Consider the following 25,284-nt stretch of genomic DNA (forward strand, 5'->3'; position numbering starts at 1 on the left):
AAATCTGCAGCGTGGGCTCGACTACCTCACGATGGTCAGGTGTCCGAAGAGCTCGTAGACGTCCTTCTTGACCGCATCCACGGCGTAGGCCCTGAAGGCATAAACGCCGTTGGGCACCTCCCGGCCTCCAGCCGTTCCATCCCACTCGGCCCAAGGGTCATTGGTGCCATAGAGCACGCCTCCCCAGCGGTCGAAAACCTGCATTTCGAAGGATTCCAGTTCCACCACATTGATGATGGGCTTGAAGGTGTCATTGAATCCGTCGCCGTTCGGAGAGAAGGCGTTGGCCACATAGAAGACATACTCCTGAGGCTTCAGGTGGGCCACGATGGTGTCCGTGGTGTAGAACCGGGCCGTTTGGGCGCGCTCCAGAGTATCACCCGGCAGGTATTCGTTCACCGTGACGTTCTTGAAGTCCCAGTGGAGGAAATCGTAGTAGAGCGTGGGGTTGATGTGGAAGGGGACGTCCACATCCTCGCCAGCGGAGGCGATGGCCGGGAACGAGCTGTAAGTGACGCCGTCGAAGGTGATGGTTCCGGCCCCCCTGGGCACCACATCGAGCATCACATCGTAGCGGATGGGCGGGATGAAATGGGCCACGATGCTGTCTGCGCCGATGAAGTCGACCCGAACGATGGAATCGGTGAGCGTGGGCGTGAGGGTGTTGCCTTGGAACACCTCCCAATGGCTGAAGACGTAGCCATCGGCCGCGCGGGCTTCCAAGGTGGTGTTGATGCCGCCGTAATAGGTGCCGCTGAAGGGGTAGGCCTCCGGGGTGATGCTGTTGATCTGGATCTCGCCGCTCAGCGGCGGATTCACGTTGAAGACGACCTCCCAAGGACCGGCCAAGGTGTAGCAGTCGATGAGGCCCTGCTGGATGGTGACGCAGCGGGCTTCGATGAAGTCGCGCAAGTTCTGCACGTTGGCTTGCCAGCCGGCCATGCTGCCGCCCCATCGCGCGATCTGCGCCGGCATCTCGGGTTCGATGTTGTTGATCAGGCTGTCGAGGAAGGGGACCATGAAATCGCAGTGGAACAGCGTATTCCCTAGGTCGATATAGCGATTGATGTACCAATCATGCACGGTGGGGTTCTCGTTCAGCAGCTTCTGGAGGATGTCCGTATGGCCTTGGCCGCCCGGGTTGGGCAGGTTCTCCACATTGCACGGGTCCGCATTCGCCGTCTGGTCAGGGATGCCGGTGAAATTGGTGTAGTGGCCGAAGGTGGCATCCATGTCCCAGAGGATGTAGCCCCATTTCTTGTGCTCCCCGGCCGGATTGAAGCCGCGCCACCAGCCGGTGTTCCAATTGAGCCAGTCGGCGCATACGGTGTAGCTGTTCAGGCAGAAGTAGTCGATCAGGCTCTTCCAGTTCAACTGGCTGTCCACATAGGCGAAGGCAGCGGGGTCGCCCATGTTGTTGGACATGATGTAGTTGACGAGCGCATCCCAGTCCGTTTGCGCCTGCGGGCCGCCGTATTCGCTCCAGGTTCCGCCCCAGGTCTTGATGAACTGGATGTCGAACTCATCCTGGTCATAATAGTACTTGGTGAAGTCGTGGTCATCGACCTTCTCGCGCATGTCGTAGACCCCCCAGTACTGTCCGTTGACATACAGCACGGCCGGTTCGTAGCTGCGCTCATCCAGCCGCAGATTGCCCACCTGGCTGAGCGCCTGCACGTAGGCATCGCGGATATGGGCGGGCTGCCCGGGGCCGGAGTCGTAGTTGTCGCCGGCCGCGGCCTTCACGATGAGCCGCTGGTAGGAATCGCGGTCCGATGTGCGGAAGATGGGGTAATCGATGGCGTTGCCCTGCCCGAATTGGTCGCGTGTCACGTAATCGAAGCCGCGTTGCGGATAGGCCCAGCTATCCTGGCCATGCTCGTCGAAGGTGCCTTCCGCTTCATCGCGGAGCGCGCCATCGGCTCCGAAGTACTCGAAGCAGCCCACGGGCTCGATGCCGCCGTTCCCGTTCAGCAGTGCGAGGAGGTCGTCGCCGCTCACGCTCAGCACGGCCACGCCATGAGTGGCATTGATGAAGTAGGTATTGGTCTCCACGAAGCTGGGCGGCACGCCCGGTGTCCCGCTGAAGGCCCTTGCGCGAAGCACGGTGGTGGCGTTGATGGCGATGGGGCCGGCGTATGCGGCGCTTGCGGGAGTGGGGGTGCTGCCATCCGTGGTGTACCGTATGGTGACGCCTGCGGTGGCTGAGGCCAAGGTGACGCTGATGGGACCGCCATGATAACCCGGGGGCTGGCTCATCGTGGGCTTGGCAGGGTAGTACGGCCCCGCACCTGCATTGGCGGCATTCGGGGTGGGGGCGGTGAACAGCGCCCACGTGCCGGCGCCATCCGTGGTGCGCCCCCAGCTATGGTCGGCTTGGGTCTGTTCGCCGAACTGGAAGTTGTCCACGATTGCACCGCCGGCATCGCTCAGCACCGCACGCTCGCCTTGCGATTGGCTGATGTTGAAGCTCGTGTGGAAGGGGGGCGCAGTTGTGTTGCGACCGCTGCAGAAGATCAGCAGCCGACCTCCTCCCGCGATGGTTGTGCCGCCCGGGAATTGCCACTTCAGGTTGTTGTTCTGGCTGTCGCTGAGGTACCAGCCGCTGATGTCCGCCGCCGCCCCGCCTGTGTTGTAGAGTTCGATCCAGTCCTCCCGCTTCCCGAAGCCGTCCACAATGCCGGTCCAGTTGGCCGCGCACACTTCATTGATCACCACCTGCGCGCAGGCGGGTGCGATGCTGAGCAGGCCGGCGAATGGCAGGGTTCGATAACGGAGCTTCATGGACAGGGGGCGTGGGCAAGGTGCGGAAAGGTAGCAGGTTGATGGATGGCTTGACCTGCCGGAAACGTGGGATTCACCGTAAAGGACGACCGCCAGGGACGGTTCGTTGCCCTTGGTCAAGAAGCGTGGGAATCCAATCCTGGAGCCTTTTGTCCTAGGCGCGTCGAATCGGGTCGTCCGGAAAGGGGAAGAACGACCGAGCCCGGACTAGGCGGTCCGGGCTCGGTGATGCTAGGGGAGGGGCGCGTCAGGCCGCCTTGGCAACCGCCTTGCCACCAGCTCCGATGTGCTGGTCGAGGAACTTCTCCATGGCCTCATAGAACTCGAACCGGTTCTCCTCATTGCGGAAACCGTGGCCCTCATTGTCCTTCACCAGGTATTGCACTTCCACGCCGCGGGCCTTGAGGGCCTCCACCACCTGATCGCTCTCGGCCTTGTTCACCCGCGGGTCGGTGGCGCCCTGTGCGATGAACAGCGGCACCTTGATGCGGTCGACGAAGAAGACCGGGCTGGCATCGCGCAGGAGCAGGCTGTCGGCCTTGGGGTCGCCCACCATCTCGTACATCATCTTCTTGAAGGGCTCCCAGTAGGGCGGCACCGTGTTCATGAAGGTGAACATGTTGCTCACGCCCACATAGTCCACCGCGCAGGCGTAGAGGTCGGGTGTGAATGTGATGCCGGCCAGCGTGGCATAGCCGCCGTAGCTGCCGCCGTAGATGGCGATGCGGGTGCTGTCGGCGATGCCCTGCTGCTTCAGCCACTCCACGCCATCGGTGATGTCGTCCTGCATGGTCTTGCCCCACTGCTTGAAGCTCTTCATCCAGAACTCGCGGCCATAGCCGGTGCTGCCGCGGAAGTTCATCTGGAGCACGGCATAGCCGCGGTTCGCCAGGAACTGCACCTCGGGGTTGAAGCCCCACTCGTCGCGGGCCCAGGGGCCGCCGTGCGGGTTGATCACCACGGGCAGGTTCTTCGGTTCACGGCCTGCCGGCAAGGTCAGGTAGCCATGGATGGTGAGCCCATCGCGGCTGGTGTAGGTGATGGGCTTCATCTCGGCCATCTGGGCGGGGTCGATCCAGGGACGCAGCACGGCCAGCTTCTCCAGCTTGTCTGCCGCGGCATCATAGAAGTGGTACTCGCCGGGATGCCGGTCGCTGCCGGCCCATACCATGAACTTGGTCTCGCTGTCATCGGCGCCATAGACCCAGCACTCCAGGCCGGGGAATTTGGCCTCCATCTTGGCGTACATGGCCTTGGTCTCCTCATCGAGGAAATGACGCTCCTCCTTGGCGCCGGTCCAGGTCACCATGGTCAGCACCTTGCGTTTCCGGCTGTAGTCCACGTTGCTCACGTCGTAATCGGCGCTCTCGAAGATGAGCTTGGTCTCCTTCTTTCCGACGAGGTCCCATTCCACCACGGCGGTCTTATCGCGGCCGTTGAGGTTGTGGCTCACGATCAGGTTGGCGTTGTCGAAGGTGAACATCAGCGGGTTCCAGCTGTCCTTGAAGCCCGTGCGCATGTACTCCAGGAAGGGGTCCTGCTCCGAGCCGCGATAGTATATCACTTGGTCGGTGCCATCGGTCTTGGTGGCCATGCGGATCACGCCGTTGTGGTCGGTGACCCAGCCTTCGAAGTTGTCCTTGCTGTTGTCGTAGAGCGGCTTCAGCTCGCCGGTGGCCACGTTGCAGAGGTAGGGGTCGAAGACCTGCGGGTTGCGCTGGTTCATCTGGATGATGATGTGCTGCTCCATGCCCGCAACGCCGTGGAGATCGTCCAATGTGCCGGCACGCACACCTTGCTGGGGGGTGAGGGCCTTGGCATCGGTGCCATCGATGCTGGCACTGAACACGATGAAGTTCTCATCGCCGTTGATGTCGCGGCTATACACGATACGGTCGCCTTTCCAGAAGTAGCCGCCGATGTCGCGGATGGTGTCATGCGTCACCTGCGTGGCCGTGCTGTCGCCGATGCGCTGGACGAATAGGTTCATCCTGCTCTTCCATGGCGCGCGGTAGCTGATGTATCTCCCGTCCGGGCTGATGCGGAAGCTGGCCTTCTCCGGGTTCTTGAAGAAGTCCTTCATGGGAAGCTGCGGCGGCGGGGCGACGACCGAGGCAGCCTGATCGCGCTCGCCGCAGGCGGAGAACAGGGCCAGGCCGGCGACCAGGGGGGCGGCCTTCAGGCCACGGAGGATGTGGAGCATGCGTTGGTGGTTGGGGTGGGTTGTTGGACCGGCAAAGGTGGTCCGCAGCAGCGTCGGATAAGGCACCGATCCACGAGCGGTGCATCCGTGTGATGAACCGTTGGGCCGGCTCAATGGTGGAAGCGGTACACCCGCACCTTGCGATCCGCTTCCACGGAATCCACCTTGGCATAGATGGCGCGCAGGTGCTGGTACCATGGGCGCCCAGGGTCTGACAGGTGGGCGCCGGCATCAATCACCACTGCGGCAAGGGACGTATCGAGCGGTGGCGAAGGGTGCCGCGCCCCCAGCACCGGGGCGGTGGCCGGGTCTGCTTGGCCGAGGTGACTGCGCAAGTCGCGCTTCAGGTTGCGGATGTCCTTGGCCGCGAGGTGGGTGAGCCAGTACCATTGCGGCAGCACCTCCACGGAACAACCGTCACTGCACCATTCCTGTTCCACCTGCACCACCCGACTGGGGTGCGCCCCGGTGTCCTTCCACGGGGTGAAGGTGGATGCCATGCCCAGGCCAAGACCGGCCATCACGCTGCGTTGTGCCACCCTTCGCTGGAACAGGGACTCTGCGGACAGGGCCACCAGCAGCGCGAATCCGGGGGCTGCATACACCAGGTAGCGGTCCAGGAACATGGGCACGGTGAAGCTCACTGCGAACATGCCCAGCAGCGGCACGAAGCACCAGAGCGCGGCGAACCGCAGGCCGGACGAACGCAGGCGGTCCTTCCAGCCGGCGGCCACAATGAGCGCCAGGAAGGCCACGGTGAGCACTGGTGCATTGCTCCATCGCCACAGCATGTTGTAGAGTTCCTCGGGCATGGGCGGGCTGAGCCAGGTGCCCTTACCCACGCTCTGCGTGATGCGCTCCAGGAAGATGAGGGCGTAGGGCAGGAATGCGCCCATGGTCACCGCTGCGCCAAGCAGGAAGCCGCGCCGCAGGGAGCGCAGCTCGGGCAGAATGAGCACCAGCAGCCCTTGGAGTCCGACCACCAGCCAGCCGAAGAAGTGCGTGTATACAAGCACCACGTTGAGCATGGAGAGGGGTAGCATCGACCGTATTCCATCGTCCGGTCGGTCCGCAGCACGCACCAGCAGCCACATGCCGGTGATGGTAAGCAGGGTGAAGAGGCTGTAGGCCCGCACTTCGTGGGCAAAGCCATAGTGGTAGTTGCTGCAGGTGAAGAGCGCGGCAGCGAGAATGGCCGCGCCGCGCTCGCCGTATCGGCGCGCCAGCAGGAACAGCGGCCATACGGCCAATGCGCTGAACAGGGCAGAAGGGATGCGCAGCCAAGCGGCTTCAAAGGGAACCCCTGCGCTCCAGGCCTTTATCAGCAGGAAGTACAGCGGCGGGTTGTTCTCGGTGCGGAACATGGCCCAGAGCTCGGTCAAGGGCCGTTGCGACCAGTGAACCGTGAAGGGTTCGTCGTGCGCCAGCTCATTCACCCCTAGCCACAGCAGCTTCAGCAGCAGGTTGAGCGCCAGCAGCGCGAGGAGGAGCAGCCTGTCGGCGCGCGCAGGGGGCATGGGGCGAAGCTACCCGCCATCGCTCAAATCGACCTCCACATCACGTGGTGCGGCCCGATGCCCGGAATGTCGAACAACGCTCCTTCGATGCGGAAGCCCAGCCGCTGATAGAAAGGGACGGCCGCCAGCCTGGCATTGCACCATAGGACATCGGCGCCGGCCCGCTCCAGCCGCTCAAGAGCCGCAGCCATGAGCAGCGTGCCGGCTCCCTGTCCGCGATGGCCGGGGTGGGTGGCCATGCCGCGCAGCTGCCAGGGGCGAAGCGCCGGAAGGGCTCCGTGCGCGGCGGGCTGGAAGGAGGCCACGCAGATCCGGTCGTTGCCATCGTCAACTGCCAGGTGGAAGGCCTCGGGCGTGGCGTCGATCGGCCAGCGGCAATCCTCCAGCCTGCCGCCCGGCCTCAGCACCAGCAGGCGCAGCGGGTGTGTCTCCTCGGCAGCGATCGCATGCACTTGCATCGGTTGGCGGCCGGCTTCGTCGCCGACCGGGGCAATCACCGGAAGTACCGCATGTCCTGCCCGGCCTTCAGGGCTTTCACGCTGGCATAGATCAGGCGTATGACGTTCTCCACGTCGTGCCGGTGGACGGTCTCCACCGTGGTGTGCATGTACCGCAGCGGAAGGCTGATGAGGGCGCTGGGAACACCAGCGGCTCCATAGGCGAAGGCATCGGTGTCCGTGCCCGTGGCGCGGCTGGCTGCCAGGCGCTGGAAAGGCAGCCGCTCCTTCTGGGCCACTCCCACGATGTGCTTGAGCACGTTGTTGTGCACGGCCGGGGCATAGCTGAGCACCGGCCCCTTGCCGCAGGCGATGTCACCGCTCTGCACCTTGTTCATCATGGGGGTCTGGGTGTCGTGCGTCACATCCGTCACGATCGCCAGGTCGGGGCGGATGCGCTCCACGATCATCTCCGCACCGCGCAGACCCACCTCCTCCTGCACGCTGTTGGTGATGTAAAGGCCGAAGGGGAGGCGCACACGGTTCTCCTTCATCAGGCGGGCCACTTCGGCGATCATGAACCCGCCGATGCGGTTATCCAATGCGCGGCCGGTGAAGTGGCGGCCGTTAAGTACCATGAACTCATCCTCGAAGGTGACGACGCAGCCGACGTGCACGCCGAGCTTCTCCACCTCCTCCTTGCTGTCGCATCCGCAATCGAGGAAGATGTTGTCCGTGGTCGGCACCAGTTCGGTCTTGCCGTTGCGCACGTGGATCGCCGGCCAGCCGAACACGGCCTTCACCAGGCCCTTCTCGGTGTGGATGTTCACGCGCTTGCTGGGGGCGATCATGTGGTCGCTGCCGCCGTTCCTCCGTACGTAGATGAAGCCCTCTTTGGTGATGTAGTGGACGAACCAGCTGATCTCATCGGCATGGGCCTCGATCACCACCTTGTACTTCGCCTCCGGGTTGATCACGCCCACCACGGTACCATAGGGGTCTACGAGGTGGGTGTCCACATAGGGGCGTACATAGTCCAGCCAGAGCTTCTGGCCCTCGCTCTCGAAGCCGGTGGGCGATGGGTTGTTGAGGTACCGTTCGAGGAAGGTGAGGGAATCCTTGGTGAGGATGCTCTTGGGCTCCTTTGCCCGTTGCTGCTTCTTGGCCATGCGGGGTTCGTTTCATGCCGTGGGTCGGCGGGCAAACATAGCCCAGGGCCCAGGGCCCCGAACCTTGAGGCGGGAATGACGTATGAACAGCGCTTTTCAACGACCCCGAGCCATGAACATGCGCGGATACCTCTACTCGGCCTTGGCCGTGCTGGCTGCTGCCGGCGCGCAAGCCCAGGAACAGCCCGGCGACAAGCGTATGCAGGACCTGCTCAAGCGCGCGGAGCGGGCGGAGCGCGAGGGCAGTGCCCAATTCGTGCATGCCGAGACGCTCTACGAGGCGGCGCTCGCCCTGGCCCCTGATGACGCCGAGGCCAACATGCGCATGGGCCTATGCCAGCTCAACGGCCCGCACCGCCACAAGGCACTGCCGTTCCTGGAGAAGGCCGCTCAAGTGAATCCGGGCATCCCCCGGCTCCAGTTCCTGCTTGGCTACGCGCTCCAGCTGAATGCGCGGTGGGACGATGCCGTGGCCGCATTCCAGCGCCACAAGGCACAGAATCCGTTTCAAGACCCCGACCCGCTGTACAACACGGCCGATAAGCATATCGCCGAATGCCGGAACGGCAAGGCCCTTATGGCTGCTCCGGTAAGGGCTGAGGTAACCAATATGGGGGAGGCCATCAATACGGAGCAGGCCGACTACGGGGCGGTGATGACGGCCGATGGCAGCTTGCTCCTGTTCACTTCGCGCCGGCCATCGGAGCCCGCCGCCAAGGTGAACAAGGTGAACGGGGATTACTTCGAGGATGTCTACGTCACGCGCCGTGGCGACATGGGCTGGGGGCCTGCACAGCGCCTGCCCGAGCCGGTTAACACCCCCGGAAACGATGCGAGCGTGGGCCTGTTCAACGACGGGCGCACCATGCTCATCTACCGCGACCAGGACGGCACGGGAGACCTGTACGAATGCACGCGCCGTGGCGATGCGTGGTCGGCGCCGCAGCCCCTGGGGGATAATATCAATACGCCTCACCACGAGAGCAGCGCCTGGTACAGTTTCGATCGCCAGTGGCTCTATTTCGTGAGCGAGCGGCCCGACGACAACGTGGGCGGCCAGGACATCTATCGCAGCCGCTGGGATGCCGCAGCGGGCCAGTGGGGCCCTGCCGAGAACCTAGGCCCTACCGTGAATACCATCCACGACGAGGAGGGGGTGTTCGTTCATCCGGATGGCCGAACGCTGTACTTCAGCAGCAAGGGCCACAGCACCATGGGCGGTTACGATGTCTTCCGGACGCGCCTCGAGAACGGCCGCTGGACCAAGCCCGAGAACATGGGTTGGCCGGTGAACTCGCCAGATGATGACCTCTTCTTCGTGCTGACCGCCGATAACAGGCATGGCTACCTGAGTTCCTTCCGTTCATCGGGGCATGGGGAGGACGACCTTTATCAGGTCGAGTTCCTGCCCGATGCGCCCATGGGCGAGCCCGTGGCGAGCGCGGGCGGAGCGCCGGTCATGACCGCTGCGCCTACCACGGTGCTCGTCAAGGGGCGCATCCGCTCGCTCCAGTTCATCAATGGCATGGAAGCCGATGTGGAGCTCATGGACCTCACGGACGCTTCGCTGGTGGCCCGGTTCCGGAGTGATGCAGCCACCGGAGAGTACATGGCGGCTGTGCCGGGCGGCAGGGATTATGCGCTCTTCATCAAGGCCGAGGGCCACCTGGTGCACAGCGAGCGAATCACCGTGCCCGAAGGCGGCGGCGCCTTGCGGATGGACATGGATGTGGAGCTCGAGCCCCTGAAGTCAGGCAGCAGCACCACCCTGCGGAATCTGTTCTTCGCCACAGCCAGCGCTGAGCTCGAGGCCGCCTCCAAGGCGGAACTCGATCAGCTCGTGCAGCTGATGCGGGCCAACGGTGCGCTCCGGCTCCAGATCGCTGGGCATACGGACAGCGACGGTGCCGAGGCGTTCAACCAGAAGCTGTCGGAGGCGCGTGCGCAGGCCGTCCGCGACCACCTTGTTGCGCAAGGCGTGGATGCTGCCCGCCTGGTGGCCGTTGGTTACGGCGCGACGAGCCCCGTTGCGCCCAACGATACCGATGCCAACAAGGCCTTGAATCGCCGGACGGAGCTCACCGTGCTCTAGGCGCTCAGCGCACCACGCGCCGGCACCAAGTGCCCTGCTCGAAGGTGCCCTGCACGAGATAGGCGCCGGCACGCGCGCCCCGCAGGTCGATTTCCGAGAGGTCGGCGGAGCGCCCTTCCATAAGCACTGCGCGGCCGGTGGCATCGAATACGCGCACGCTCTGCAACCGTCCGGCATCACTGCCGGCCTGGATGGCGAACCGTCCCTCCGCATCCAAGGGGATGACCCGGAAGGCAGCCTCGCGCGGTCGGCCGTCCATGCCTGCGAAGGGGGAGATGAACAGGTCGGCCTCCCAGATGCCCCGGCCATACGTGGCCGCGCGCAGCTTGCCGCTGCTCATGTTGATCTCCAGTTCGCTCACCACGACGTTTGGCATGCCCGTTCCGTAGGGCTCCCATGCACCGGTGTAATCATCGCGGTAGAAGACGCCGAGGTCGGTGCCGGCATAGAGCCCGTTGGGCGAACCGGGCTGCGCCACCACGGAGTTCACCGGCGTGTTGGGCAGCCCGCTGCTGCGGTTGGCCCAGGTGAGTCCGCCATCGGTGCTCTCGAACACCTTGTTCCCATTGCTCGTGCCGGAGAAGGAGACCCACACATGCAGCGGATCGTCATGGTCCACGGCGAAGGAGGTGGGGCTGAGGTTGGGAAGTCCAGGCCGGATGTCGGTCACCTCCCAGCCGGCATCGGTGAGGCGCTCCATGCGGTCGTTGCGGGCAACGTACCACACATCGCTGTTGCTGGGGGCGAAAGCGAGGCAGCGCACGAACTGGTCCGTGGGCCAACTGGTCATGGCGATCCAATTGTCGCCCTGGTCCTCGGAGTAGAGCAGGTTGTTGAAGCCGGAGAGCATGCGTCCCGGCACGGTGGGGTCGAGCGCGAACGGGGTCACCCAGGCCCCCTCCTCGAACATGTCGTCCGTGAGCGAGGTCCAATCCTCGCCTGAATTGTCCGATCGGCGAAGGCCGCCGTTCTGCGAGGAGCTGAACACCACGTTGGCATTGAAGGGGTCCACGGCGGCCTCCATCCCATCAGCGCCGAATACGTGCGTCCATGCGCCGTTGAGCAGGCGGTTGCTGCCATTGTCCTGCGCGCCGGCCATGACGAGCTGCGGAAGGAGCTCGCTGCTCCCCATGCGGTAGAACTGCATGATGTCGAGGCCGGCGCTCAGGTCGGTCCAGTTGGTCGCGCCGTCATCGCTGACGTGCACGCCGCCGTCCGAACCGCAGTAGAGCTTGCCATTGCGGATGTCGAGGGAATGGATGTCGGCGTGCGTGTAGCCGATTTCGGAGGGGAACACCCAATGCGATTTGATCTGCCAGGTGGCGCCGCCATCGGTGCTCTTCCACACATTGATGCCTCCCACATAGACCACCTCCGGATCGAGGGGGTCGACGGCGAGCGCCATATCGTACCAGGCCTGGCCGCCGCTGTCGTTGCCGCTCTCACCGTAGCCGAAGAGGTTGGGGGAGTCGGACCGCAGGCTGAAGGTGAGGCCGCCATCGGTGCTTCGGTAGAGCCCGAGGAAGCCGCTGTCGTCCTCGCGGCTGCAGAGCGCATAGACCATCTCCGGGGCAGCCGCTGAGACCGCGATGGCCATCCGTCCCACCTCCTCGGGAGCGGGAAGGCCCGTCACGTTCGATGGCGTGAACGAAGTGCCTTCCGCAACGCTCCGGAAGAAGCGGTCGGTGCAGGCATAGAGCTGGGTCGGGTCACCGGGCTTGAATTCCACATCGCGGAAACTGCCGTTGATGGTCATCTGCCAGGTGTCACCGCCATCCACCGTGCGGAACAGGCCGTTGCTGGCGGCGCAATACAGCCTGGCCGGATCGCTGGGATCCATGCGCAGCGCCCGGGTGGTGCGCGATTGGGCGATGCTCCAGTTGAGGCCCGTTGGGGACCAAGTGGCGCCGTTGTCGGTGCTCTTCAGTACACCGGCGCTGTACGTGTCGGCGCCATCGCCATCGCCCGTGGCGATGTAGATGAGGCCCGGCTCGGTGGGATGCACGGCGATGCCCGAAACGCCCATCGAAGGCAGGTCCGTGAAGAGCGGCTGCCAGCTGCCGCCGTGGTCCTCGCTGCGCCAGAGCCCGCTGCTCGGCGTGCCCGCATAGAGCACCGAGGGGTTGTTCGGGTCGGTCTCAATGATGTTGACGCGGCCGTTGCCCGGATTGTACGAGATGCTGGTCCAGTTCGTGGGTCCGAGCGGCGCCCATACGGCGGCGTCGCGCACCGCGCTGCGCTGGGCGCGTGCAGCACGGACCTCGGCTGCGGCCTGCAGGTGGATGGCGGGGTCGAGGCGCTCGCCGGTGGGGTAGGTGCGCTGTTCCATGAACCAGTACCAGCGCTGGAACTGCTTCCAGCCCTTGCCGCGCGCCACCGTCCGCCCCTGCCAGTGCGCATCGAATGCCGCTTTCACCTCCTGGACATTGGTCTGCTCATCCAGCATCAGGTCAACCCAGTGCTGGGCTGCTGAGCAGAAGGGGAGAACGGTGAGCGGAAGGAGAAGGCCGCGGATCGAGCGCATGGGAAGGAAAAGTAGGTTTGCGAAAGTAGGGGCGGTGACGAACCGTTGGCGACCGCTCCCTGGCCGAGGTATGCCGAATGGCGAAGGAGCAGGAGCGAAGCGCATCACCGCCGTGCGGACGGGCGATGGCTCGCGCACGCTGACCTGGGGCGGTGAGCACTACCACAGCATCCATGGGGCGGTAGTGGAGAGCACGCACGTCTACATCCGCAGTGGCCTGGAGCATGCGGGCCGTGCGCATGCGGATGTGCTGGAGGTGGGACTGGGCACCGGCTTGAACCTCCTGCTCACATGGGTGCGCTGTTTGGAAGGCAAGCTCTCGGTGGATTACACGGCCTTGGAGCCCCATCCGGTTCCGGCTTCGGTGCTGGAAGGGCTCGGGCATTGCACCGACCTTGGATGGCCAGGCCTTCATGAGCAGTTCATGGCGCGCATGACCGATCCCTCGGCCGGATGGCAGGAGGCCTTCGGCGGGCTGCGCTTCCGAAAGCTTGAACTGCCGGTGCAGCAGTTCGAGGAGCCAGGGAGCTATGATGTCGTGTACTTCGACGCCTTCGCACCCGGGCACCAGCCGGAGATGTGGACGCTGGAGGTGTTCGAGCGGATGCACCGCGCGCTTCGGCCAGGCGGCCTGCTGGTGACCTATTGCGCGAAGGGAGAGGTGCGCCGCACGCTTGAGCGGGCTGGCTTCCGGGTGGAGCGCCTGACGGGCCCGCCAGGCAAGCGGGAGATGCTCAGGGCGGTCAAACCGGAAGCCTGAATGGAGCTGTCGGTGGGCCAGCGGCGTTACGCAGAACGCCCCCATCCGCTCGCCGATGCAGCCGATTCACGGTCATCGATGGCGGTGACATCACCACTTGCTTGCATTCCATCCGTTGCTGGACGTGTTGCTCGGCGTGCTGGCCCAGTTGGGGCAGGAGTTGGACGTTGCGTTATGGATTGAGCGGTTAGTTGCCAGAGGTGGGGCCCAGCAGCGCCCTGCGCCAAGCCTCCTCGAACTTCTCCTTCAGCACCGCGATCAGTTCAGGCGATGTAGCAGGAAATGTCCTCGATGTAGAGACTCACGATCGGCTCCGGCTCGAAGCATGTGGCGCGCGGGCGATCTTCGGCTTGAACTTGGGTCGGAGAACGGCCTTGTCAGGTGCATCTGCAACGGACCACCAACAGGTCGATGATAAGCTGGCAGGGCTCGCCCTGCTCGTTGAATCCCCAGTAGGCCGGGAATCGCCCATCGCCGTTGGTGGAGAAGGAGAAGACATCCGGGTTCACGTTCGTGGAGTCGGTCCAAAGCCTGTCGAAGTCCAGATCCAGCAGGCGTTTCTGATGTCTAGCGTCGAAAAGCAGGGCCGATCCGGCATCGACGCTGAAGCCATGGAAGTTATCCGATCGAACGTCCGCCGTGTCCATCAATAGGCTGTCAGTGCTCGCGAACTTCCAATTCTCCGGAGGGTCATCGTTCAGGCGCAGCCTGATCAATGCGTTCATGCGATGACCAATGTGCTTCGGGTTCACCAACTGAACGAGGTCGATTGGGTGATCTCCATTGGGTATCGGCAATGCCAAAGGGGCCAGATCGTGCAGGATCACCGGGTCCCCGACCATGAGCCGCTGCGAGCGGATCTCCAAGTGGCCGATGGTGCTTGTTATCAATGCGAACCGACCCAGGGATTCCAAGTCAACGGAGTCCGCGCGGAACAGGTCCTGATAGAGCATGAAGCAGTCGGGAAGGGATGCCTGGTTCGAGGCATCCGTATGGTATCGCTTCGGGGGCACTGGTCGCTGGTTGCAACCGATGAGCAAGGTGCCCAGAAGGATGAAGAGCGTCTGGCGAGGGCCTTTGGTCCAAGAGGGGCGGGCCATACCAGCGTTCATTGCGCGGCGATCAAAGGCTGAACCGGATTGGTACGCCCTCGATATCCACCTGGATCAAGTCATCATTCCCTCCACCACCTCCGCCGGATCCCGGACGCCCTCCACAAAGCCCAGCACCTTCAGCATCACCCGGTCCAGCAGGGTATCCGGGCAGCTGGCGCCGCTGGTGAGGATGATCGTGAGCGGCCGCTTCGCGGGGAGCCAGCCTTCCGTGCTCTGCAGCTTGTGTGCCGGGTAGTTGAAGTGCTGGATGGTCTCCGCGCTCAGGATCTCGCCCTCGTCCTTGATGAAGTAGGTGGGAAACCTGTGCTCGAGCAGTTCCACCAGGTGGCTGGTGTTGCTGCTGTTGTAACCACCCACCACCAGCGCCAGGTCGGCCTCGGCCTTCAGCAGTTCGTTGGTGGCGTCCTGATTGTCGTTGGTGGCGTAGCAGAGCGTATCGCGCGTGTCGGCGAAGTGGGCCTTGAACTCGGCCTCTCCGTGTTTGCCGATCATCACCTGCTTCAGGTGGTCGGCGATGGCCTGGGTCTCGGTGGCCAGCATGGTGGTCTGGTTCACCACGCCGATGCGCTGGAGGTCCCTGGCGGGGTCGAAGCCCGGTGTGCACCGCGTGCCGAACAGCTCGTGGAAGCGCGATGCAGGCAGTTCCCCGGAGATGATGCGGCCCAGCTCCTGCGCCTCGGCCATGTCCTTGATGATCACGGCGGGCGCGCCGGCAGCGGTGTGGCTGAAGGTGGCTCGCGTCTCCTCGTGCTTCGCCTTCCCGTGGATCACAACGGTGTAGTCCTTCTGGCCCAGCTGCGCGCTGCGGTTCCACACCTTCTCCACGAAGGGGCAAGTGGTGTTGTACTTCAGCGGGTCGATGCCGATGGCCTTGAGCTTCTCCTCGGTCTCCAAGGTGGTGCCGAAGGCGGGGATGATCACGATATCGTCGGCCGTGAGCTCGTTCCAATCCATCAGCGGTTGGCCGTTGGTGTCCTGGATGAAGCGCATGCCCCGGCTGGTGAGGTCGTCGTTCACGGCCGGGTTGTGGATCATCTGGCTCAGCAGGAAGATCCTCTTACCGGGGTTCTCCTCCAGGGCCTTGTAGCTGATCTCGATGGCGTTCTCCACGCCGTAGCAGAAACCGAAGTGCCGGGCGAATACGAAGCGCACCGCACCAAGGTCCAACACCGTGGGGCTCAGGTCCTTCTTCTTGGGGTCCTGCGCCTTGCGGAAGGCCTTGAGGCGGCCGATGAGGTCGCTGCGGTAGTGGGAGGGGATGGTGAAGGAGCGCATATCGATCGGCTGGTCGGATGGTCATTCGATCCGGTGATCGAATGCAGGTCTGGCTTGTCGCGAACGCCAAAGGTACCCGCCCGGTTCGTGCCGAGCCGAAACTCGGGCGCCCGGCAGGCGGTTACTTTCGCACCTCAACCCTTCCCGTATGCGCCTGTTCCCGATCGCTGTCGGACTGCTGCTGTCCGCCGAAGCCGTTTCCCAGAACGCCTACCTTACGAATTGCTACGTGCCCCGCTACTGGAAGGCGAACACCGCCTGGGAGATCTCCGCACGGGTGCGCAACCTCACTTCAGGGGCGCCCTTGGTCACCTTCCGGGTGGACTGGCGATTCAATGGCGGTCCCGTGCAGCAGGGAGGCTGGCAGAGCACCACGGGTATCAATCCCGGCCAGTACTGGCCATACGTCCACCCGATTCCGTTCAATGTGCCGGCCGGTAGCGGCACGTTGAAGATCTGGGTGGTGGGGGTGGGGGAGACCGACCCATCCAACGATACGCTCTTCTTCCCGGTGAACGTCCTCGAAGCATGGGCCACGAAGAGCGTGCTCCTGGAGCAGTACACGGGCACCTGGTGCCAATTCTGCCCGGCCCCCAATGCCACCACCAATACGATGGATGCCGATCCGCTCATCGTCGTCGCCAAGCACCACAACGGCGATGAACTGAGCAATGCCAACAGCACGGCCTATTGGGCGCAGTTCAATGCCGAGTATTCGCCGGCCGGGGTGATGGAGCAGGAAGAGTTCGGCACGCTGCCCGATGACGCCCAGTACGATCAGTGGCCGGCGCGTGCCGACCAGCGCAAGCTTGGCGTATCGCCCGCTTCCATCGCCATCGTCCCTGCCTTCAATGCCTGGCAGCGGCAGCTGACGGTGGATGTGGACGTGACCTTCGCCGCGGCACAGACCGGTGAGTTCGTGGTGAATGCCTACCTCCTGGAGGACAATGTGGCCGGCTCACAGACCGGTGCCCTGCCGGGATACATCCACCAGCAGGTCGTGCGCGATGTCCTCGGCGGGCCGGCCGGCACCACGGGCGTCATCCCAGCGAGCTCTGCAGCAGGCGCCACCTACGCGCATCAGTACACCTATGCCGTGCCGGTGGAGTGGAACGCCTCCAACCTACGGGTGGCGGTGACGGTGACCGAGAAGCGCAATGGCGCATCATGGACGGTGAACGTGGCGGATGCCGGACTGGTCCTGGTGGGCATTGAGGAGCAGCAATCGCTCCTCTTCAGCGTTCATCCGAACCCGAGCGCCGGTGACCTGCAGCTGACCGTGGGCGGACGGTCTGGCCCTGTGCGCATCCAGGTGCTGTCCATGGACGGCAGGGTCGTCGCTGATCGCACCGAGCAAACCGGGGCTCCGGAACTGCGAGTGCCCGGCTTCGAGCAGCTGCCGGCCGGGAATTACCTGCTGCGGGTGGAGTGTGCCGGCCGCACCGGTCAGCAGCGCGTAGTGCGGATGCCTTGAACGGAAAGCGCCCCGGCTTTCGGCCAGGGCGCTTGGCGGTGCGACGGTCCAACCCCTCGTTGCGACCCTCTTTCCACCGCAATCAGATCCGCAGTCGCAGCAGGCTGAGGAGGGAGGGGAGCTGCACATGGGCCTGGCTCACCACGGTCTTCTGGCCCTCCTCGTCGGGCGTGGGCCCGCTCTTGGGCTTCCCTTTGGGGAGCGCTGGCGGAGCAGGAATCTCCTGCATGGCCGGCGGCTCCGGCACCAGCTGCCCGGGCCGGCCTTCCTCCAGGCCTGCGGGCGTCATCCGCCAGGTCTTGCCGATCATGTCGCGGTCCAGCGTGTTGGTCACATTGTCCACGTCATGGATCACCTCCTCGCAGCCGCTGCGGAAGAAGATGCCCTTGCCCACCGGCACCTGCAGCGTGAAGCGTGCATCCTGGGCGCGGATCTTGTCCGCCGCCGGGAACCGGATCACCGGCGACACCTGCAGCACCTCGCCCTCCTGGCGGTGATCCACCGCGATGGCCGAGGCGCGGGCCAGGGCGGCTTTCGCGTTGCGGCCATGGGCCTCGCGCACCACCACCAGGCGGTAGACGCTATCGGGGCTTGCGGCGACATCCAGGCGGCCCCAGCCGCCGGCGATCATGCCATCCGCCACGTGCAGGCCGTCGAGGTCGACATCCAGTTCGCCTTCCTTGAAGCGGAAGCTCCAATCCCCTGCGGTCTCTGCCGGCATCAGCGCATCGAGGTAGAGGATGTCGCCGGCGGGAGGGGCCAGGTCAATCGATTCCCGCACGCTGTTGCTGCGGTGGAACTCGCGGCCGAGCTCGATGCCGACGAGGGTGACCGGGACGAAGGCGGCGATCCACAGGGCGGTGAGGGAAACGCCGAGCCAGCGCGGCGTTTCCGTGTCGAGCAGAAGCTTGAATCCCGCAAGCAGCAGCCCCACCACGGGAATCAGGCACAGGAGTGCCAGGCCCACCATCAGCCAGATGGTCTGTTCATGCGAATTGAACAGGAGACCTGCGAAGTCGAGCAGGCCCATGTCATCGCTCGACCAGGTGGCATGCCAAAGGCCCCAGGTGCCGCCGATGGCCGTGGTGACGAGGCCCAGCAGGAGGCTGAAGGCGAAAAGGACGATCCCTGCGCCAAGCAGCTTTACGATCACCTGGCCGGCGGCGGAAGAGCGCCTTGAGGCACCGCTGCTCCAGCGCTTGCCGATCTCGTTGGCCTCATGCGCCACCCGTCGGCCGCCCTCCTCGAAGGCGCGCTTCAGATTGTCCACGGTCACCGGCTCGCCCTCCATGCGCAGGCGGTCGGCCGGGGTATCAGCCAGGGGCACCAGGATCCACAGCAGGATGTACAGCAGGATGGGCGTGCCGCTCCCGAGCAGGATGAAGACGATCATGATGATGCGCAGCCACAACGGGTCCATTCCGATGTAAGCCGCCAGGCCCCCGATGACGCCGCCCACCCACTTGTCGTCAGGGTCGCGGTAGAGGCGCTTGTACCCTTTTCCGCCGGCCTCCTGGGCCGTCTGCCCGGCTGTGGCCTGTTCAGCTTGTCCGTCGCCGTAGTCCTCGGGCTGCCCCATCACCGCGATGACGTGGTCGACATCCTCGATGGAGACCACTTGGCGCTGGCCGGCCATCCGCTCCTGGAAGAGCTCGGCGATGCGCGCTTCGATGTCGGCCATGATCTCCTGCCGGCCGGCGGTGCCTTCAAGCCGGGCCTTGATGCCCTCGAGGTAGCCCTGCAGGCGCTCATAGGCATCCTCCTCGATGTGGAACACGGTGCCGCTGACATTGGCGGTGACGGTCTTCTTCATGGTGGCTGGGGTTGGATCGGCCTAGTTGGTGGTCTTGCGGGTGGTCTTCTTCACGGCCTGCACCAGCTCGTCCCAGGTCTGGTCGAGCTCGGTGAGGAATCGCTCGCCCTCGGTGGTGAGCTTGTAGTACTTGCGCGGCGGCCCGGAGCGTGACTCCTCCCATCGGTAGGTGAGCAGGCCGCTGTCCTTCAATCGGGTGAGCAGGGGGTAGAGCGTGCCCTCCACCACGATCAGCCGCGCATCCTTCAGGTCCGACAGGATGTCCGACGGGTATCGTTCCCCTTTGGCCAGCACGCCGAGGATGCAATACTCCAGGACGCCCTTGCGCATCTGCGCCTTTGTGTTGTCGACCTTCATGATGTGCGGCTTTGGTCCTTGACGTGGCAAAGATGCATGTTTGGTTTGGTACTATGCAAGGCATGGTACCTGTTTATGATGAGCGGTTATCCGGCCGGGGTGAATGGCAGTCCGTCGAATTCCCATGGCCGCCTTAGCTTGCGGACCAAGTCCTTACCATGCGCAAGCACCTGTGGAAGATCGTGGTCGTCCTGCTGGCCGCTGCGGCCGTGTTCGCCTACTTCAGGTACTTCTGGGTCTTTGGCACCGGCGTTAAAGCCGGGGAACTGAATTACGTGGTGCACAAGGGCGTGCTGTTCAAGACCTATGAGGGGAAGATGGTGCAGACCGGCATCCGCAGCCAGGCCGGCACCATGCAGAGCTTCGAGTTCCTGTTCTCGGTGGAGGATGAGCGCGTCGCGCAGAAACTGATGGCCAACAGCGGCAAGCAGTTCAATCTGCACTACCGGGAGTATGTGGCGGCCATACCCTGGCGCGGCCATAGCAGGTATGTGGTGGATAGCATCGTCAGCATGCAGGATGTGAACCGCTGAGCCTGCTCAAGCCTCCTCAGACCAGTCCGTCAGCCACGTGCCAGCCGATCGCCCCCCCCGAAGAGCTTCGAGCGAGGAGCCCATGGAGCGCCGATCCCAGCGGCGGCGCTCGGCTGAGCGTGCGCAGGGCAGCGCCTGGCACTGGTTCAAGCACGACCTGGCCGATGCCCGCGAACGGTACGTGAAGCGCACCTCGGCGGCGCACAAGCGCGTGGTGCTCCTCCTTCTCCTTATCGGTGCGGCACTTCGTCTCTGGTTGGTACTGGAGCCGATTACGGCATCCGAGGCCACGGCGTATATGGCCTTCGCCGTGCAGCCGTTCGGCGAGGCCGTCTCGGACTATTCATTGCCGGTCAATCACATCCTGCACACCCTGCTCACGAAGTGGAGCACGGCACTGCTGGGCGTCAATGCGGTGGGCCTCCGCATGCCGGCCTTCCTGGCCGGTCTGGCTGCGCTGCCGCTCTTCTACCTCTTCGCACGGTCGCTATTCAACCGGTACATCGCCCTCATGGCCCTGGCCATGGCCGCCGGATACCCTGCCCTGGCCGAACTCAGCGCCATTGCGCACGGCTACAGCATCACTTGGTGTGCCATGCTGGCTGCCTTCCTGCTGGGCCGGCACCTGGTGCGCGAGAACAACCCGTGGTCCGCACTGTTCATGGGCCTTGCACTGGCCTTGGGGACCTGGGCCGTTCCATCCATGGTCTTCCCGGCCTTGATGGTGCTGCTCTGGACCCTCTTCAGCATCATGGCCAAGTACGAGCGCTCCTTGAATCAGCGGTTGGCCATGCTCGGGCTCTCCGCGGCGGTCTTCCTGGCCGGCTCCCTGCTGCTCTACCTGCCGGTGGCGGTGACCCATGGCGTGGACCAGCTCTTCCACCACGTCACGGAGGGCGATGCTTCGTGGAAGTCCTTCGCTGCGGGGTATGCCGACAAGGTGCTGGAGCTCTGGGTATGGGTGGTGGACCCCGCTTCCACCGGGGTGGCGCTGCTCGGATTCGCCGGCCTCCTGCATGCCACCTACATCTCGGCCAAGTACAGGGCCATCCTCTTCGCCCTGGTGCTGGGGGCGCTGCCGTTGACGCTGCTGCTGCGCGATGCGGGCGATCCCTGGCAATGGGCCTACATGCTCTTCTTCCTCCACCTGGGATCGGCCATCGCGCTGTTCTACCTCCTGAAGCTGGTCCAGGACAGGGTCTTCCAGGGGTTCGGCAAGCGCACCCGCACGGGTTGGGCGTCCATTGCGCTGGTAGCCGGTTTCGCCAGCGGCACGGGGGTGGCACGCGACCGGGTGGATCATCTGCCGGAGGCTCCGGCCGCTGCGGAATTCCTGGCCGGTGCGCTGGCGCCCGCGGACAGGCTCTGCGTGGACCCGGCCTGGGAGGCGGCCATCGCCTTCAGCCTCCAGCGCCACCGGATCGAAGCCGTGGGCCGGCGCGGGGACCCGCCTCCCGGTGCGCGGCTTTTCGTGGTCGTGGGGTCGCCCGGCGGCCCCGCTCCGGACGAGGCCGTCAGCCGATGCGGGCAGTCCATCCACGGATTCGAGGAGCCGGGGATGCTGAAGGATTGGCCGCGAATGGAGATCTTCGCGGCCCGCAAGCGGTAGCCCGGTCACTCCGACCGTGCCGCGCGCATGCGGACAATCCAAGCGACATGGCAGAAGAAGGCCGCCAGATCATCTTCAACATGGTGAAGGTGGGGAAGACCCTCCCTTCCGGAAAGAAGATCCTCAACGACATCTACCTCGGCTTCTACTACGGGGCCAAGATCGGCGTGCTCGGCCTTAACGGCTCGGGCAAATCCACGCTGATGCGCATCATCGCCGGCAAGGAGAAGAGCTTCGAGGGCGATGTGCACCTCAGCCCCGGCTACTCCATCGGCCACCTCGAGCAGGAGCCCGAACTCGATGAGAGCAAGACCGTGATCGAGATCGTGCGCGAGGGCGTGCAGCCCATCATGGACCTGCTGAAGGAATACGAGGAGGTGAACAACAAGTTCGCCGATGAGGATGTGCTGAACGATCCGGACAAGATGGACAAGCTCATCGCGCGCCAGGGCGTCCTGCAGGACAGAATCGAAGCGAGCGATGCCTGGAACATCGACCAGAAGCTGGAGGTGGCCATGGATGCGCTGCGCTGCCCCGAAGCCGATCAGCCCATCAAGGTGCTCTCCGGTGGTGAGCGCCGCCGCGTCGCGCTCTGCCGCTTGCTCCTGCAACAGCCCGACATCCTTCTCCTTGACGAACCGACCAACCACCTCGACGCCGAGAGCGTGGCCTGGCTGGAGCTGCACCTGCAGCAGTACAAGGGCACGGTCATCGCCATCACCCACGACCGCTACTTCCTGGACAATGTGGCGGGCTGGATCCTGGAACTGGACCGCGGCGAGGGCATCCCCTTCAAGGGCAACTACACCAGCTGGCTCGAGCAGAAGACCGCCCGCCTGGCGCAGGAGGAGAAGACCGAGAGCAAGCGCCAGCGCGTGCTGAAGCAGGAGCTGGAGTGGGTGCGCAGCAACGCCAGCGCCCGCCGCACCAAGAGCAAGGCCCGTCTGCAGAACTATGAGAAGATGCAGAGCGAGAGCGTGAAGGAGAAGGAGGCCAAGCTCGAGATCTTCATCCCCAACGGCCCGCGCCTCGGCGACAAGGTGATCGAGTTCAAGAACGTGAGCAAGGGCTTCGGCGACCGCCTGCTCATCGACAACCTCAGCTTCGCGCTGCCACCGGCCGGCATCGTGGGCATCATCGGCCCCAACGGCGCCGGTAAGACCACGCTGTTCCGCATGGCGATGGGCGCGGAGAAGCCCGATAGCGGCACCATCACCATCGGCGAGACCGTGCAGATCGCCTACGTGGACCAGAGCCACAAGGACCTAGTGGCCGACAAGACCGTGTACGAGGTCATCAGCGGAGGCCTGGAGAACATCACCTTCGGCAACGTGGTGATGAACACCCGCGCCTACCTGTCGCGCTTCAACTTCAGCGGAACGGACCAGAACAAGAAGGTGGGCGTGCTCTCCGGCGGCGAGCGCAACCGCCTGCACCTGGCCATGACCGTGAAGCAGAGCAGCAACGTGCTGCTGCTCGACGAGCCGACGAACGACCTGGACGTGAACACGCTGCGCGCGCTGGAAGAGGCCATTCAGGACTATTCAGGCTGCGCGGTGATCATCAGTCACGACCGTTGGTTCCTCGACCGTGTATGCACGCACATCCTCGCCTTCGAGGGCGACAGCCAGGTGTACTGGTTCGAGGGCGGCTTCACCGATTACGAGGAGAACCGCAAGAAGCGCCTGGGCGGGGACATCGTGCCGCACCGGATCAAGTACCGGAAGCTGGTGCGGGGGTGAGCATTGGCCGCCACTTCATCCGAAAGGAGCCCGGTGCAGCGCCGGGCTCCTTGCTTGATGGCCATTCGGGTACTTATTGAGCGTTTGCCTTCAATGGGCCGCCTTATTCCTCGCCGAACACATCCACGGTTCCCTGCCGCTCCACCAGCTTGGTGAACCGGCCATCGTAGTGCGTGGCGCGCACGATGTGGTTGTCGATCCAGTGGTAGTTCCCGCCGCGCGGCTTGCCGAAGAGGATCGCGTGGTACTTGAAGCCGTGGCGGTCAAGCCATTCGGTGGTCACCGCGCGGTGCTCCTCCAAGCGGCTGGTGAAGAAGGTGATGATGTGCCCTTCGCCGAACCAGCCGTTGCAGATCTCCAGCGCACCCTCGTAGATGGCGGCTGTTACCATGCGCTCAGGCTCCTCGTTGGGGATGTCCTCGCAGATGGTGCCGTCGATATCGATGAGGAAGTTCTTCTTCCCCTCGGGCAGCTTCGGGCTGATGCGCTTGCCGTTCTCGTAGGTCTCGTTGAGTTGTGCCATGCTGTGTTCACCGCAGCCATGTGGCGAGGGCGAGGAACGAAGTTCGCGCTTGTGGCCCTTCGGCCGAGGGTCCCGCAGGTTCGGCCATGCGTGGAGCGCTACATTCGTCCTATGCGCCATCATTTGGTCATTGCATTCGCTATGCTGAGTGCTTGGTCCTGCTCCCCGTCGGTCCCGCCATTCGATGAAGGCGCAGCGATCGAGCACGGGCGGGGCATCGCAGGGACCACCTTCCAGCAGCTTTCCGCTCGTCTGCAAGCAGCCATGGCCAGCGAGGGACCTTCGGGTGCGTTGCAGTACTGCTCGGTGGCCGCGCTGCCCTTGGTCGACTCACTTTCCGTTGCGCAGGGCATCCGCATCAAGCGCACCAGCGACCGGATCCGCGCGCCGCATGATGCCCCCGATGCCGATGAAGAGCGTCGCCTGAACGAAGTGCTCGCCCTGCTATCCGCTGGCACTGCCCCGGCGGACATCCCTCCGCAGGCCGTGGCGCTGGGCGACAGTGTGGCCTACTACCAGCCCATCCTCATCGCCATGCCCACCTGCCTGAAGTGCCACGGCACGGCCGTCACCGATGTGGACAGTCTGACGCTGGCCGCGATCCGCGAACGGTACCCGCAGGACGCGGCGATGGGGTATCGAGTGGGCGACTTCCGCGGGTTGTGGACCATCAGGTGGAAGCGGTGAAAGTGGTCACCCCCTTCCCTCCTTGATCTCCTCCACTACCGCCGGATCCAAGAGGGTGGAGGTATCTCCCAGGCTCCCCAATTCATTCTCCGCCACCTTCCTTAAGATCCGCCGCATGATCTTGCCGCTGCGCGTCTTGGGCGGGCCGTTCACGAACTGGATCTTGTCCGGCTTGGCGATACGGCCGGTCATCGATACGCGTCCTTCCGGTCAGATACCTTTTCGACACGCACCAGCCTGATGGCATCGCCGATGAAATAAATGACGCGGTAGCTGCCTATCCGGATGCGCCATAGATCGTCATGGCCTTTCAGCTTCTTACACCCGGCAGGTCGCGGGTCCTCTGCCAAGCGACCGACCGCCTCAACAATGCGGACCGCAGTTCGTGCTGGTATGGCGTCGATTTCTTTCCGGGCACTCCGGAGCCACTCGATCGAGTAGCTCACTTGCGCTTGGCGCGTTTGTACACGGCCTTCATCACCTGCTCATGGGGGATGCTCGGTTCATTGCGCCGTGCTAGCGCCACAAGCCCATCAAGGTACTCTTCGACCGCCTCGGGTTCCTTGGCCAACGTGACCAGATCGATCTGGACATAGCGCCGGTTCTCGGTCTCGTCAGTGATCAGCTTCACGCCTTTGATGGGGCTTGCGGCTTTCATGCTAACAAAGGT

At 64.1% G+C, this 25,284-nt stretch carries 19 protein-coding genes and 1 pseudogene; 7 read left to right on the plus strand and 13 right to left on the minus strand.

Going from position 1 to position 25,284, the window contains the following annotated elements:
* Positions 1 to 21 precede the first annotated feature (21 nt).
* The 5 genes from QY325_03315 to QY325_03335 all read right to left on the minus strand — a co-directional run bounded on the left by QY325_03315 (position 22) and on the right by QY325_03335 (position 8,110).
* A complete protein-coding gene (locus QY325_03315) occupies positions 22 to 2,784 on the minus strand; it encodes a CotH kinase family protein (protein ID WKZ66961.1) in 2,763 nt (920 codons plus the stop codon).
* Between the two features lie 247 nt (positions 2,785 to 3,031).
* A complete protein-coding gene (locus tag QY325_03320) occupies positions 3,032 to 4,987 on the minus strand; it encodes a S9 family peptidase (protein WKZ66962.1) in 1,956 nt (651 codons plus the stop codon).
* A 110-nt stretch (positions 4,988 to 5,097) separates the two neighbouring features.
* Entirely contained in the window at positions 5,098 to 6,504 is a 1,407-nt protein-coding gene (locus tag QY325_03325) for a glycosyltransferase family 39 protein (protein ID WKZ66963.1), read from the minus strand.
* A 23-nt stretch (positions 6,505 to 6,527) separates the two neighbouring features.
* A complete protein-coding gene (locus tag QY325_03330; protein ID WKZ66964.1) occupies positions 6,528 to 6,956 on the minus strand; it encodes a GNAT family N-acetyltransferase in 429 nt (142 codons plus the stop codon).
* A 41-nt stretch (positions 6,957 to 6,997) separates the two neighbouring features.
* The gene (locus QY325_03335; protein ID WKZ66965.1) at positions 6,998 to 8,110 is read right to left on the minus strand and encodes a M42 family metallopeptidase; all 1,113 of its coding nucleotides are present in this window, start codon (positions 8,108 to 8,110) and stop codon (positions 6,998 to 7,000) included.
* 112 nt (positions 8,111 to 8,222) lie between these two features.
* On the opposite strand from QY325_03335, the gene QY325_03340 reads away from it, so the two are divergent.
* The gene (locus tag QY325_03340) at positions 8,223 to 10,202 is read left to right on the plus strand and encodes an OmpA family protein (protein ID WKZ66966.1); all 1,980 of its coding nucleotides are present in this window, start codon (positions 8,223 to 8,225) and stop codon (positions 10,200 to 10,202) included.
* Positions 10,203 to 10,206: 4 nt separating this feature from the next.
* On the opposite strand, the gene QY325_03345 is transcribed toward QY325_03340, so the two are convergent.
* Positions 10,207 to 12,726, minus strand: coding sequence for a hypothetical protein (locus tag QY325_03345; protein WKZ66967.1), 2,520 nt, complete (start codon positions 12,724 to 12,726; stop codon positions 10,207 to 10,209).
* 70 nt (positions 12,727 to 12,796) lie between these two features.
* On the opposite strand from QY325_03345, the gene mnmD reads away from it, so the two are divergent.
* On the plus strand, positions 12,797 to 13,486 hold the full coding sequence (mnmD, locus tag QY325_03350; GenBank protein ID WKZ66968.1) for a tRNA (5-methylaminomethyl-2-thiouridine)(34)-methyltransferase MnmD: 690 nt from the start codon (positions 12,797 to 12,799) through the stop codon (positions 13,484 to 13,486).
* 377 nt (positions 13,487 to 13,863) lie between these two features.
* On the opposite strand, the gene QY325_03355 is transcribed toward mnmD, so the two are convergent.
* Together QY325_03355 and QY325_03360 are read right to left on the minus strand one after the other, a co-directional pair.
* Complete coding sequence (locus QY325_03355; GenBank protein ID WKZ66969.1) at positions 13,864 to 14,499, minus strand: DUF4241 domain-containing protein; 636 nt, start codon at positions 14,497 to 14,499, stop codon at positions 13,864 to 13,866.
* 153 nt (positions 14,500 to 14,652) lie between these two features.
* Positions 14,653 to 15,876 (minus strand): 4-hydroxy-3-methylbut-2-enyl diphosphate reductase, encoded by a 1,224-nt coding sequence (locus tag QY325_03360; GenBank protein WKZ66970.1) that lies wholly within the window; start codon positions 15,874 to 15,876, stop codon positions 14,653 to 14,655.
* Positions 15,877 to 16,024: 148 nt separating this feature from the next.
* On the opposite strand from QY325_03360, the gene QY325_03365 reads away from it, so the two are divergent.
* Positions 16,025 to 17,350 carry an Omp28-related outer membrane protein gene (locus QY325_03365; GenBank protein ID WKZ66971.1) on the plus strand — a complete coding sequence of 442 codons (1,326 nt, stop codon included), beginning with the start codon at positions 16,025 to 16,027 and terminating at the stop codon, positions 17,348 to 17,350.
* 82 nt (positions 17,351 to 17,432) lie between these two features.
* On the opposite strand, the gene QY325_03370 is transcribed toward QY325_03365, so the two are convergent.
* Positions 17,433 to 19,163 carry a PspC domain-containing protein gene (locus QY325_03370; protein ID WKZ66972.1) on the minus strand — a complete coding sequence of 577 codons (1,731 nt, stop codon included), beginning with the start codon at positions 19,161 to 19,163 and terminating at the stop codon, positions 17,433 to 17,435.
* Positions 19,164 to 19,184: 21 nt separating this feature from the next.
* Positions 19,185 to 19,520, minus strand: coding sequence for a PadR family transcriptional regulator (locus QY325_03375; protein ID WKZ66973.1), 336 nt, complete (start codon positions 19,518 to 19,520; stop codon positions 19,185 to 19,187).
* A 158-nt stretch (positions 19,521 to 19,678) separates the two neighbouring features.
* Here QY325_03375 and QY325_03380 point away from each other — a divergent pair, with 158 nt between their 5' ends.
* The 3 genes from QY325_03380 (at position 19,679) to ettA (ending at position 23,404) form a co-directional block, all read left to right on the plus strand.
* Positions 19,679 to 20,053, plus strand: a complete 375-nt coding sequence (locus QY325_03380; GenBank protein ID WKZ66974.1) for a hypothetical protein — start codon at positions 19,679 to 19,681, stop codon at positions 20,051 to 20,053.
* 82 nt (positions 20,054 to 20,135) lie between these two features.
* Positions 20,136 to 21,662, plus strand: a complete 1,527-nt coding sequence (locus QY325_03385) for a glycosyltransferase family 39 protein (protein ID WKZ66975.1) — start codon at positions 20,136 to 20,138, stop codon at positions 21,660 to 21,662.
* Positions 21,663 to 21,709: 47 nt separating this feature from the next.
* Positions 21,710 to 23,404 carry an energy-dependent translational throttle protein EttA gene (gene ettA, locus QY325_03390; protein WKZ66976.1) on the plus strand — a complete coding sequence of 565 codons (1,695 nt, stop codon included), beginning with the start codon at positions 21,710 to 21,712 and terminating at the stop codon, positions 23,402 to 23,404.
* A gap of 103 nt (positions 23,405 to 23,507) precedes the next feature.
* Here the strand turns inward: ettA and QY325_03395 are convergent, their stop codons facing one another.
* Entirely contained in the window at positions 23,508 to 23,927 is a 420-nt protein-coding gene (locus tag QY325_03395; protein WKZ66977.1) for a phosphoheptose isomerase, read from the minus strand.
* A gap of 111 nt (positions 23,928 to 24,038) precedes the next feature.
* Here QY325_03395 and QY325_03400 point away from each other — a divergent pair, with 111 nt between their 5' ends.
* Positions 24,039 to 24,614 (plus strand): DUF3365 domain-containing protein, encoded by a 576-nt coding sequence (locus tag QY325_03400; protein ID WKZ66978.1) that lies wholly within the window; start codon positions 24,039 to 24,041, stop codon positions 24,612 to 24,614.
* A gap of 6 nt (positions 24,615 to 24,620) precedes the next feature.
* Here QY325_03400 and QY325_03405 read toward each other — a convergent pair.
* Positions 24,621 to 24,800 (minus strand): annotated as a pseudogene (locus QY325_03405) (hypothetical protein).
* A 256-nt stretch (positions 24,801 to 25,056) separates the two neighbouring features.
* Positions 25,057 to 25,272 (minus strand): hypothetical protein, encoded by a 216-nt coding sequence (locus QY325_03410; protein ID WKZ66979.1) that lies wholly within the window; start codon positions 25,270 to 25,272, stop codon positions 25,057 to 25,059.
* Between the last annotated feature and the right edge of the window lie 12 nt (positions 25,273 to 25,284).

The sequence above is a fragment of the Flavobacteriales bacterium genome (assembly GCA_030584065.1).
Classification (GTDB): domain Bacteria; phylum Bacteroidota; class Bacteroidia; order Flavobacteriales_F; family PHOS-HE28; genus PHOS-HE28.